Raw genomic sequence first — 10,593 nt, forward strand, 5'->3', positions numbered from 1 at the left:
CGATGGGAGTCAGCTAATTGCCCAATCCGGCAAGGTATTCCGCCAGGATCAGACCGAGGCGCATTTTTCTGGAATTCCTATGCATATAAGTGCAGATACGCCTAAAACAAAGGTTGGCACCGGCAGCCGTAACGTGTCAACGCGCAGCGGGAGCAACCGGCCTTTGCCACAGAGGCAGTCGAAAGGGAGGCGGTCGGTCACGGGCTTTCTTTTTGATCTTACCCGCTGGAAGGCGGGCTCCATTAACCCAAATCCGTGGAAAACAATATGGCCTATCAAACGATTAACCCAACAACGGGCGAGCTGATTAAAACCTATGCAGACATCTCCGACCAAGATCTGGAGGTCGCACTTGCGAATGCACACAAAACATTCGAGACCGACTGGCGCCATCGCGCGGTAGCTGAACGAGCCAAGATCGTTTCGACCGCAGCCGCCATCCTTCGCAGGAAAGGCGAAGAGTACGCCCACTACTTGACGTTGGAGATGGGAAAGCTTATCAACGAGGCGCGTGCAGAGATTGGCCTTGCCGCCGATATTCTCGACTACTACGCGAGGAACGCTGAGGCCTACCTACAACGGCGGCTCCTTCCCGAGTCCCCTGGAGCGGAACTGCACATCGAGCCGATTGGCGTCTTGCTCGGTATTGAACCCTGGAATTTCCCGTACTACCAGGTCGCGAGAGTTGCCGGGCCGCAGTTGATGGTGGGCAATGTGTTGCTGCTGAAACACGCTGAGAACGTACCACAGTCAGCCCTAGCATTTGCCCGGCTCTTCGAGGAGGCAGGCGCGCCAGCCGGCGTCTACACCAATCTCTTCGCCAGCATTGAGCAGATTGGGCACGTGATCGATGATCCGCGCGTTCGCGGTGTCACGGTGACCGGCAGCGAGCGCGCGGGTGCGGCCGTCGCCGAGCGCGCGGGCCGCAATCTCAAGAAGTCGGTGATGGAGATGGGGGGAAGTGACCCGCTCATCGTGCTCGAAGACGCACCGCTCGAATCCACGCTCGATAGTGCCCTGTTCGGGCGGATGTTCAACACCGGTCAATGCTGCGTCGGATCGAAGCGGATTATCGTCATTGGAGAGACGCGCGGCAAGGCCTTCCTCGACGGCTTCGTCCAGCGCATGGCTTCGCTGAAGACTGGGGATCCCCAGGACCCGTGCACCACCCTGGGACCGCTTTCCTCCGAGAAGGCACTGAACCTTCTGCTCGATCAGATCGAACTGGCCAAGAGGAACGGTGGGAGGGTTGCACTCGGTGGCGGAAGAATTGACCGTCCTGGCTTCTACTTAGAGCCGACCGTACTCACCGACATCAGTAGGGACAACCCGATCTACACGCAGGAATTGTTTGGTCCGGTCGCCTCTTTCTATGTCGTCGAGAACGAAGAGGAGGCCATCCGCCTGGCGAACGCGACGCCATACGGTCTCGGTGCCTCGGTCTTTACGGCCGATGTCGAGCGTGGTCGTAAGGTCGCAGCAAAAATCGACAGCGGCATGGTCTTCATCAATCAGCCGGCATGGACGGCCGCCGAACTTCCGTTTGGCGGCATCAAGAATTCGGGTTTCGGCCGCGAATTGTCAGAACTGGGGTTCGGCGAATTTGTCAACGAGAAGTTGATCAACGTTGCGCCCGCCGGCTCGCCGCCGTGGGGCCCCGTCGCCCGCGGCTGACACTGTGTCGTCTTATGGGCACATTCCCTGCATGAGGTCGGCTAGCGCGCCTCGCGCTAGCCGGCGTTTATGAACCTGCCGTTTGGCAGGCAATCGCACTATGGCGGCTCAAATATGCCTGATCACGACCCTAACCGCTTCCGCTCGAGCCTGGCCGCAGCCGCGCTGTCTCCCATGCTGGTGGTGCTTCAGAAGCAGTGGTCGTTCTCGGGGCCACTGCTGAAGGTCGACGCTGAGTATGTTTTAAACTATCTAAGGAGATGAATATGAAAAAGGTTCTTCATAAAGCCGCCTGTATCGCCGTTGCCCTAGGCGGTCTGGCGATCGCTGTGCTGGGTCATGCGCAGACATACCCCACCAAGCTGGTAACGCTCAGGGTTGCCTATCCCGCTGGCGGGCCTGCTGATGTTGCGACCCGCAAGATTCAGTCTCAGATTCAGGCTGGACTGGGGCAAACTGTAATCATTGAGAATCTACCTGGCGCAGGGGGATCGATCGCTGCCCGGAGCGTCTTGTCTGCACCGCCTGATGGTCACGTGGTGTTGGTGACGACGGGCAACGATGCGATCCTCGCACCCTTGGCGATGACCAACGCCAAGTACAGATCGGATGCACTTCGCCTGGTGGCCAATATTTTTCCGACCGATCTGGCCTTGGTGACAGCCGCACGGCACTCATTTAAAGGGGTAGACGATTTCGTCAACGCGGCCCGCACGAAGAAGGACTACTCCATTGGAAGCTGGGGCTACGGATCCATCACATATCTCGCAGGCGCAGACTTCCAGGCTCGCGCGGACATCAAGTTGCTCGACGTTCCCTACAAAGGGGCGGCACCGGTGGTTCAAGCCTTGCTGACCCAGGAGATCGACGCCGCGTTCGTTCCGATGGCTGCAAGCGTGATTGCCTTGATAAATTCCGGTCAGATCAAGCTCATCGGAACAGCGAGCGCCAAGCGAAACCCGTACCTTCCGAAGGCTCCCACATTGAATGAGGGGAAATATGTTCGAGACTTCTTCTATAGTGCGTGGGCTGGTGTGTTCGTGTCAACCCAGGTCCCGGAGAGCGCTGCGCTGAAGCTCAACGCCCAGATCAATGAAGCTGTCAAAACCGCCACGTTCCAGGAGTTCATCAAGGAGTCGGCGGGCCTGCCGGTGGATGAGATGAGTCTGGCGCAGGCAGACGGGTTCTACAAGAGTGAACGCGAGAAGTATGAAAAGGTCGCAAAATCGATCAATCTGACACCTAAATGACCGGACACCAACCGATGCTCTGCGTTGGCGAGCTATCCTTGATATTGAGCCTGCAATCGTAGAGAAGTCCAACAGGGTGGAGTTTAAATGGAAGCTTTGACCTGCAACTGCAGCTCGCTGAGAAGTGCTGCTCGTACCCTTACGCAAGCCTATGATGAGGTACTCCGCCCGAGTGGCCTACGAGTGACCCAGTTTTCGATCCTTGCGCGACTTGCTGCTGTGGGCGAAGTGAACATTGCGGAGTTCTCTCACATGCTGGCGATGGATCGAACGACGCTTGCGCGCAATCTTCGTCCGCTGGAGCGTGAGAACCTCGTTTTGATCCGCGTTGGGCAAGATCGCCGGGAGCGGCTCATTGGCTTGTCGCGGGCTGGCGAGGCAGTGCTGAATCAAGCATTGCCGCTATGGAAAAGTGTGCACGAGCGTTTTGAGAGCATGTTTGGACAGGAGCGGGCCAGAAACCTGCGCAAGCAACTCGGGGACGTAACACAAGCGGGACGGGCACTGTACGAGCAGGATCGTCCTGCAACTATCTGAGCCAGAGAGGCGCAACAACCACTCGGATGGGCAAACCCATAAACAGTTCGTAAATTACATAGGAGTATATACTCCTATTGAGATGAATTGATTTCAGAGGAAAGGCTCAATCCATCGCGATGCAGGTCAGCCTTCAATCGACAGATTCAGAGAAGGAAATAGCATGTCAAGCAATACACAAGTGGTTCAATTTCAACGCATCGAGAATGTTGCTGTTCTGACCATGAAGTTTGCACCGCATAACCAGGTTGGTAAGGAGCTTACGGGGGCACTTATCGAGGCGCTCGGTCGCGCGCAGTGTGATGGCGCTAGTGCTCCGGCCGGTGAATGAACCGCGTGTGACTGCGCGCACCTGTCACTCGATACGGTACTGATAAGCCAAGCGTGGCGCGTTCGCGGCGTCAATCCGTTCTGCGAGCCAGGCTGAGCGCAATCGCGGTGAGGCCTAGCTGGCACAAATTTAACTCTTGGATATTGAAATGAGCGAAAAGCAAATTGTTATCTGTCACCCAGTCCGTACGGCAATCGGTGCCTACAACGGATCACTCAAAGGGACGGCTGCGACTGATCTCGGGGCGGCCGTAGTGCGAGAGACCGTTCAACGGGCTAGGCTACGACCTGAACTGATTGGTCAAGTGGTGTTCGGAAATGTTATTCAGGCCGGGCTCAGAATGAATTCAGCACGACAAGCTGCCGTTTACGGGGGCCTTCCGACCTCGGTTCCCGCTTTCACCGTCAATCGTGTCTGCGGTTCTGGTGCACAAGCAATTGCATCTGCCGCACAGGAGGTGCTGCTTGGCTACGCTGGAGCGGCTGTCGCGGGGGGTATGGAAAACATGGATCAAGCTCCCTATCTTCTTGCCCAAGCGCGATGGGGGAATCGAATGGGAGATGCGGTGGCGTCCGACAGCATGTTGCGAGACGGCTTGAATGACGCATTCTCGGGAGAACACTCGGGGTGGCATACCGAAGACTTGGTGCGTGAGTTCTCAATCTCGCGAGAGAAGCAGGATGCATGGGCGGAACGTTCTCAGAAGCGCTTTTCCGCTGCCCAAGCGGCCGGCAGTTTCGTGTCCCAGATCGTTGGGATCGAGGTGGGTTCTGGGCGCAACAAGAAGCTTTTTGATAGCGACGAAGCCAACAGACCTGACACTTCGCTGGCAAGCCTCGCCAAGTTGAAGCCAGCATTTCGACCAGAGGGCACCATCACGGCGGGCAACGCACCGGGGCTCAATTCCGGCGCGTCGGCCATGATTGTGGCGGAACGCTCATTCGCGGAGCGCAACAACATAGAACCCATCGCGCGGCTCGTTGCTGTGGGAGTTGGGGCTGTCGATCCGGGAATGTTCGGGCTCGGGCCAGTGCCAGCGGTACGTCAAGTGCTCGAGAGAGCAGGCTGGAGGCTGCAAGATGTGGAGCGCTTTGAAATCAACGAAGCATTCGCCGCAGTCCCCTTGGCCGTGATGCAGGTTCTGGGTATTCCTGAGGATATTGTGAACGTGGATGGTGGTGCGATCGCACACGGACATGCTATCGGGGCCACGGGCGCTGTCCTTACGACGAGGCTGGTGCATGCGATGCGACAAAGTGGCGTCAAGCGCGGCATTGTCACCTTGTGCATTGGCGGTGGTCAAGGTATTGCTCTGGCGCTTGAAGCAGTCTAGGACGTGTTAGGACAAATTGCAACAGCCCTGCGTGAGGCGAGATACATCATGCGTGGAGATCACTCAAGCCCAGTTCTGCGCGCCGCTTTGATGATGGCGGCGCGCTCGTCGGCGGTGAATGGGTCCACGACGTACTCGCTGGATTTCGCCGTCTGCTTCAGCAGCTTTGACAGGTCCAGCTCGCTGAAGGGATCGGTCTTGATCAGGCCGGCATTCAGCGCGTCTTCGAAGACGCTCCGCAGCGGTGTGAGCAGGTTTCGCGTGAACTTGGCAGTGACCCCCAGACTGGCGATCCAGTCGCGCAGGGCGGGTTGGGTGGCTGCTCCGAGCGTCTTCTCTTCCCAGTGCTTCATCCGCTCGGACTTGCTCGCCTTCTTGTACCCGGCCAGGGTCGAGGGCGACAGCGTCTCGTCCGCCGCTTGCTTCTCATAGATCGCAAGCTGGGCTGTGAGCAACGTGCCGATCAGCACCCGATCGCCGGCCGGGCCGAACTGCTTGGCCCTCGCGCTGTCGGGGAAGTAATCGCTGTAGAGAAACGTGCCGGCGGCGATCGTCCGCTGGACCTTCAGCCGTCCAGATGTAGGTGAAATCGGCAAGCCACTTCTGGTTAGGCGCGTCAGCATGGAACTGACGGTTCAACACGTTGTCGGCGATGGCGCTTCGCGCACCACGGTCTTGCGGCAGTCCTCGGCGTCGCGGCCTCGCCCGCAGGGCCTGCTCGCGCATGAGTCGCTCCACACGATGCAAGCCACATTGCGCACCCAATGCCAGGGCGTCACGCCAAACGCGCCGGGCGCCATAGGTGCGGTCGCTGCCCAAGAAGCTCTGACGCACCTGGCCGCCGAGCACTTCGTCATCCAGGCGCGTTGGCTTCTGGGTCTGCCGAGCCATGCGTAGAACCCGCTTCGCGAGACACCGAGCGCCTCGCACATCATCGACACCGGCCAGGCCCCTCGGTGTTTCGCCATGAAGCCGAATCTCACGTCGACTCCCGCGCGAAGTAGGCCGCCGCTTTTTTCAGCAGGTCGCGCTCTATCCTGAGCTTGGCGTTCTCTTTCCTCAAGCGTTCCAGTTCTGCCTGCTCAGGCTTCATCACGCCCTGGCCAGGGAACGCCTGCTGCAGGTCGAGCGCCGCCTCGCGTACCCACTTGCGCAACACGTCCTCGTGCACATCAAGGTCGCGGGCAGCCTGCGCCACCGACACGCCCCGTTCTTTCACCAACTTGACAGCCTCAAGCTTGAACTCTCGGCTGAATTGCCTTCTCGTTCCCATGAACCACCTCCGGTATCATTTCACACTCTAACAAGGTGTCTTTGCAACCGGCAGCAGCCCAGTTGCGGCAATAACCATGGTTAACGATGTTAATATTCGTTGTTATCGGCGTTAACACCTAGTGGCTGGATCATCTCACTGGGAGGAGGGCTTGTAAGATGGAGCGCCTGAAAGAGATACCTCCACTCATGTCTGATAGAACGCACGCGCCTACTGTTCGGCCTCGAAGCCGATCAGCGAAATCGTCAATAACCAAGTCAACACTTCCCCGTGAACCGGCCTACGAGCCGGGTGACCTACGCAATGCGTTGGTCATGGAGGGTCGTCGCATGTTCGAGGAAAGCGGCGCGACAGAGTTGAGTCTTCGTGCATTGGCGCGCAGGCTCGGGGTCTCCGAGGCTGCGCCTTCGCGTCACTTCTCTGGCAAGGATGAGCTGCTTGCCGCGATTGCACGCTCGGGCTTCGAGGAGCTTGCGGCGCAACGTAAGCAGATTGCTGCCCAGCACTTGGCAGCGCTTCCCAAGGCGAGAAGGATGATGCTCAGCTATGTGCAGTACGCGCAGGATCATGTTGGGCTTTTCGACCTCATGACGGGGCCCAGGTTGATGCAGGTCTTTCGCAGGGGCGACATGGAGCAGAGCAGCAATGTCTCCTATGATTTCTTTGCGACTTCGGTCTTCGAGCTTGCACTTGAGAATGGTTGGTCGCGCAAGCAGCTTGAGCTGCTTTCGCATGCCGCGTGGTCAATGGAACACGGCGTTGCCTCCCTGATTCTGGCCGGACGAACGCCTCGTACTGATAGTGGTCTAGAAACGCAGGGGATGGTTGAGTTCTCCATCGACCTCTTTCTTGCGTCCGTCGCCGCTGGCCCTGCCGAGTTCGAGAGGTTACGAAGTTTGGTTTGAGGCCTCACGGCAAACGCAAAGGGTTAGCGGTCTACATAGGCGCTAGAGTCGTAAGCAATGGGATGAACGCCCTCACCCATAACGGCATCGAGGTGCCTGGTCGCAGAGCAGGTTGGGCCAACTCACACAGATCGTGGTGCCGGCGCGCTGCAGTTCGGCGCAAGCTGCAACGCGACGAAGTCTTCGACTCCCGGTCCCACCACATTCATTGCGACTTCAGCAGGCGGCGGCAGCACTTCAGGCAAGTCATGCATTGCGTTCGTGCGCCGCGGCCCCTCCGGAGAGCAACCTTGCCCTGAGCCTATCGTCAAGCAATCCTGCGCCATAAGCACCTGCCACGATCTAGCAGTCCCGCGCGCTCGGTCCAGATAGTAGGGTTAACACTGTTATCACGAATTGTTAACAATGTTATCTTTGGGCTCCAGGGACTAGGAGACCAGCGTGGTACCGAGGCCTCCCTCTCCCTGAAGGGTTACATAGTAAATAGCATTCCATTCGAAAGGCTCACATGAAAACATCATTGAAGCAGCGGTCGAACCTCTCGATACGCGTTCTAGCACCCGTCGCGCTCATCGTGGCCGCATTTTCTGCAACGCCTCAAGCGTGGGCGGCCGAAGGCTCGACAGCTGCAACCGGGAAACCTCGGCCGGTTGTCGCAACGACGACTGTTCAGATCCAGCACCGGACGGTTGACCTCGCGATTGACTTCGATACCTTCAGCAGGAACCTGATCGGCCTCCTCGGGCACTACAATCCCGCCGACCCGGTGATTGGCGGCTCCGACTTGAAGCGAGGTCTGGAGCGCCTGAAGGCATCGCAGGGCGAGCAAGGATTGATGCTTTTTGACAGCCCGCTTGATCATGGCGTACTGTTCCCGCTAATTGGTCAACCCGCGCGCAAGTCCTTCCGATTCCATATCGGAAATCCACTCATCGCAATCCAGATGGAGCGCAAGAACATGGGCATCGCCTTGTACGCGCCTCTGACAATCCTGGCATACGAGCGGGCACCGGGCTCGATCCGTGTTGAATACGACATGCCATCCTCGTCTTTTGGACAGTTCCAGGATGCAGATATAAACAAGGTCGCGGCAGTCCTCGACACTAAGCTCCACTTACTCCTGCTCAAAGCTGCTGAAGTACCCGAGTGACGTAAAGTCGCTCGCCGGCCGGAACTTGGTGCAAGGAGATGCTAGTCAAGTGCTCACAAAGGGCTGATCACAGCCGGCATTTTCCGAAGTCGTGCCAAGCAAGCTCTTGTCGCAGGCGAGCACTGATAGACCAGACTCGACATCGGTTGGCGGCCATATTACGGCAGGCGGGACGGGTTGTCTGCAAACCATCTCTGTGCGTTGAATCTACGACTCTCAATGAACCGCCATACCGACGTGTCGACTTCCTTCGCGTTGCCGTTTTTCAGAAGGAATGCCGTCAACACCGAGTATTCAGATTTCTCCAACAGGACGCCCTGCGCACCCGGTACCCGGGCTAGGTCGTTTATCCGACTCGGCCAATCGCTCCAGCGCTCCTTTGCGCCTAGTAGAAGTACCGGTGTTGGTAGTGAGACGAATGTCCGAACGACGTCTCCTTTTTTAGTCAGTTGTATGTATCAATTTTCAAAGCCTTAATTATGAATCAATCAATCATCAAATCCTTGTCCATTCAGCATGTGACGATTCCTTCGCGCCGGAGCTTTGCCGAGGTTCGAAATGCGTTCGAGGAGGTCGTCCCACAACTGGATCCGACCCTCATCCCGGCACTGCACAAAGGCGACCAAGAGCGAGCTAAGGAACACGAGGAAAGAGGCCCGAAGCTATCGATATTCAGCCAACGAGACCACGGAGCGCTGCTCGCAATCGCTGGTCGCCGTGGCAACGCTATTCAATATGAGATCGGGAACCCTTTGACGGCATCCAAAATGACGCGACACCAACTTGGCGCAGCGCTGTATGCGCCGCTGCGCGTACTTCTTCGCGAGGATGACGAAGGCCGGGGCGTTTTCGAGTACGACCTGCCCTCCAATCTGTTCGGACAGTTCGGCGACGAACGAGCTACATCTGTCGGGCTACAACTCGACTCCCTTTTGAGCGCGGCGCTCGCCGAAGCCGCAGGTCTGGCAGAATCGTTGTAAGAGAGCGAGTTCAACATGCAGAACATTAGGATGCGCAATCTCATTACCTCACTCGGCTTATGCGTCGTTGCCGTTGCCGTACCCTCACTCGTGAGCGCGCAGCAAGCGACCGTCGCTGCCGCTAAGACCGGCGGGAATGAGGAATCGACTGTCAAGTCGAGTCCAAGGGTCATCAAGCCGCTATTCGTTAAACACGTGACGATCTTTTCGAAGCGGAGCTTTTCGGAAGTTCAAGAATCCTTGGAAAAGTCTGTTCCCCAGCTCGATCCGACTCTCATTCCCGCGCTCTACAATGGTGATATGGAACGAGCGAGAGAGCATGAAGAGAAGGGCCCCAAGCTAGCAATCTTCAGCCATCGCAACCACGGTGCGCTTCTCGCTATCACCGGTCGCAAGCGAAATACAATTCACTACGAGATCGGAAATCCGGTCACGGCATCCAAGATGACTCGCCACAATCTCGGCGCGGCGCTCTACGCACCGCTGCGCGTGATCCTGCGGGAAGATGAAGAAGGGCGAGGCGTGTTTGAGTACGATTTGCCGTCATCGTTTTTCGGACAGTTTGGCGATGAGCGCATCACCACTATTGGTCTACAGTTGGACGCCGACCTAAACGCAGTTCTCAGCAACGCCGCTGGCATCTAGCCGCCTGCTCGGTCTTCACCTGGGGAAGGGCTGGGGTCAGTTCATTGTCAGAGACTCAGAAGGTTCTGACAGAACACAGAGCTCGACTGGCGCACCTGAAGATTGGGCAGGGGGGCGCCTTTGCGAACGAAAACTCAACAGTGCGCGCGAGCGCGCCGACTGCTCCTGTCGGCGCAACGCTGGAGTGCGAATATTGCCCTGCCGCACGTCGAGTTAGCGCCCCAAGAAGCGAATAATTCCTGGTATTACTGCTCGCGGCATTCATCGACGCCGCCCCATCGCATCTACGCCTGCCCAAGCAATCAGTTTCTCTATGGCGACGCTGCGGTGTCGCTATCTGCGAGTACGTCCGGTCTTGCGCGCCGACATGGCCTATACGCTGAAGGTCGGTAAGCAACTGGGGAACACACATTGACGCGATGAGCGCGTCAATGCATTAGTCGTCAACGAATGGTTTGAGGTTGCCAGCGATGGGGCAGCAAGTCGCCCACCTGACTGGCGCGTTGGGTCGGCAG

At 57.7% G+C, this 10,593-nt stretch carries 11 protein-coding genes and 1 pseudogene; 10 read left to right on the forward strand and 2 right to left on the reverse strand.

What is annotated here, in order from left to right; all coding sequences use genetic code 11:
* Positions 1 to 267: 267 nt before the first annotated feature.
* The 6 genes from C5P05_RS08590 to C5P05_RS08605 all read left to right on the forward strand — a co-directional run bounded on the left by C5P05_RS08590 (position 268) and on the right by C5P05_RS08605 (position 5,125).
* Positions 268 to 1,674, forward strand: a complete 1,407-nt coding sequence (locus tag C5P05_RS08590; protein WP_114969427.1) for an NAD-dependent succinate-semialdehyde dehydrogenase — start codon at positions 268 to 270, stop codon at positions 1,672 to 1,674.
* Between the two features lie 69 nt (positions 1,675 to 1,743).
* Positions 1,744 to 1,938, forward strand: coding sequence for a hypothetical protein (locus tag C5P05_RS33625; protein ID WP_157979268.1), 195 nt, complete (start codon positions 1,744 to 1,746; stop codon positions 1,936 to 1,938).
* A 2-nt stretch (positions 1,939 to 1,940) separates the two neighbouring features.
* A complete protein-coding gene (locus C5P05_RS08595) occupies positions 1,941 to 2,924 on the forward strand; it encodes a Bug family tripartite tricarboxylate transporter substrate binding protein (protein ID WP_157979269.1) in 984 nt (327 codons plus the stop codon).
* 87 nt (positions 2,925 to 3,011) lie between these two features.
* Positions 3,012 to 3,461, forward strand: a complete 450-nt coding sequence (locus C5P05_RS08600; protein WP_114969429.1) for a MarR family winged helix-turn-helix transcriptional regulator — start codon at positions 3,012 to 3,014, stop codon at positions 3,459 to 3,461.
* Positions 3,462 to 3,624: 163 nt separating this feature from the next.
* Positions 3,625 to 3,792: a hypothetical protein gene (locus C5P05_RS33630; protein WP_157979270.1), complete on the forward strand. Its 168-nt coding sequence runs from the start codon at positions 3,625 to 3,627 to the stop codon at positions 3,790 to 3,792.
* A gap of 148 nt (positions 3,793 to 3,940) precedes the next feature.
* Positions 3,941 to 5,125: a thiolase family protein gene (locus tag C5P05_RS08605; protein ID WP_114969430.1), complete on the forward strand. Its 1,185-nt coding sequence runs from the start codon at positions 3,941 to 3,943 to the stop codon at positions 5,123 to 5,125.
* Between the two features lie 59 nt (positions 5,126 to 5,184).
* On the opposite strand, the gene C5P05_RS08610 is transcribed toward C5P05_RS08605, so the two are convergent.
* Together C5P05_RS08610 and C5P05_RS34395 are read right to left on the reverse strand one after the other, a co-directional pair.
* On the reverse strand, positions 5,185 to 5,721 hold the full coding sequence (locus tag C5P05_RS08610) for a hypothetical protein (protein ID WP_232834403.1): 537 nt from the start codon (positions 5,719 to 5,721) through the stop codon (positions 5,185 to 5,187).
* Positions 5,687 to 6,398: pseudogene (locus tag C5P05_RS34395) on the reverse strand (IS3 family transposase); the annotation flags it as partial. The pseudogene C5P05_RS34395 and the gene C5P05_RS08610, both read right to left, overlap by 35 nt.
* A gap of 329 nt (positions 6,399 to 6,727) precedes the next feature.
* Here C5P05_RS34395 and C5P05_RS08625 point away from each other — a divergent pair.
* The 4 genes from C5P05_RS08625 to C5P05_RS08640 all read left to right on the forward strand — a co-directional run bounded on the left by C5P05_RS08625 (position 6,728) and on the right by C5P05_RS08640 (position 10,078).
* Positions 6,728 to 7,303, forward strand: coding sequence for a TetR/AcrR family transcriptional regulator (locus C5P05_RS08625; protein WP_198674674.1), 576 nt, complete (start codon positions 6,728 to 6,730; stop codon positions 7,301 to 7,303).
* A 508-nt stretch (positions 7,304 to 7,811) separates the two neighbouring features.
* Positions 7,812 to 8,453 carry a DUF302 domain-containing protein gene (locus C5P05_RS08630; RefSeq protein ID WP_114969435.1) on the forward strand — a complete coding sequence of 214 codons (642 nt, stop codon included), beginning with the start codon at positions 7,812 to 7,814 and terminating at the stop codon, positions 8,451 to 8,453.
* Between the two features lie 479 nt (positions 8,454 to 8,932).
* Complete coding sequence (locus C5P05_RS08635) at positions 8,933 to 9,433, forward strand: DUF302 domain-containing protein (protein ID WP_114969436.1); 501 nt, start codon at positions 8,933 to 8,935, stop codon at positions 9,431 to 9,433.
* Positions 9,434 to 9,463: 30 nt separating this feature from the next.
* Entirely contained in the window at positions 9,464 to 10,078 is a 615-nt protein-coding gene (locus C5P05_RS08640; protein ID WP_114969439.1) for a DUF302 domain-containing protein, read from the forward strand.
* The last annotated feature ends 515 nt before the right edge of the window (positions 10,079 to 10,593 follow it).

It is taken from the genome of Rhodoferax ferrireducens (assembly GCF_003347515.1).
In the GTDB taxonomy this organism is placed as follows: Bacteria; Pseudomonadota; Gammaproteobacteria; order Burkholderiales; family Burkholderiaceae_C; genus Rhodoferax.

Bases quoted from the DNA above. Each gene is read 5' to 3' on its own strand.
- C5P05_RS08590 (WP_114969427.1), top strand. From the start codon at position 268: ATGGCCTATCAAACGATTAACCCAACAACGGGCGAGCTGATTAAAACC.
- C5P05_RS08635 (WP_114969436.1), top strand. From the start codon at position 8,933: ATGAATCAATCAATCATCAAATCCTTGTCCATTCAGCATGTGACGATT.
- C5P05_RS33630 (WP_157979270.1), top strand. From the start codon at position 3,625: ATGTCAAGCAATACACAAGTGGTTCAATTTCAACGCATCGAGAATGTT.
- C5P05_RS08640 (WP_114969439.1), top strand. From the start codon at position 9,464: ATGCGCAATCTCATTACCTCACTCGGCTTATGCGTCGTTGCCGTTGCC.
- C5P05_RS08595 (WP_157979269.1), top strand. From the start codon at position 1,941: ATGAAAAAGGTTCTTCATAAAGCCGCCTGTATCGCCGTTGCCCTAGGC.
- C5P05_RS08605 (WP_114969430.1), top strand. From the start codon at position 3,941: ATGAGCGAAAAGCAAATTGTTATCTGTCACCCAGTCCGTACGGCAATC.
- C5P05_RS33625 (WP_157979268.1), top strand. From the start codon at position 1,744: ATGAACCTGCCGTTTGGCAGGCAATCGCACTATGGCGGCTCAAATATG.
- C5P05_RS08625 (WP_198674674.1), top strand. From the start codon at position 6,728: ATGTTCGAGGAAAGCGGCGCGACAGAGTTGAGTCTTCGTGCATTGGCG.
- C5P05_RS08630 (WP_114969435.1), top strand. From the start codon at position 7,812: ATGAAAACATCATTGAAGCAGCGGTCGAACCTCTCGATACGCGTTCTA.
- C5P05_RS08600 (WP_114969429.1), top strand. From the start codon at position 3,012: ATGGAAGCTTTGACCTGCAACTGCAGCTCGCTGAGAAGTGCTGCTCGT.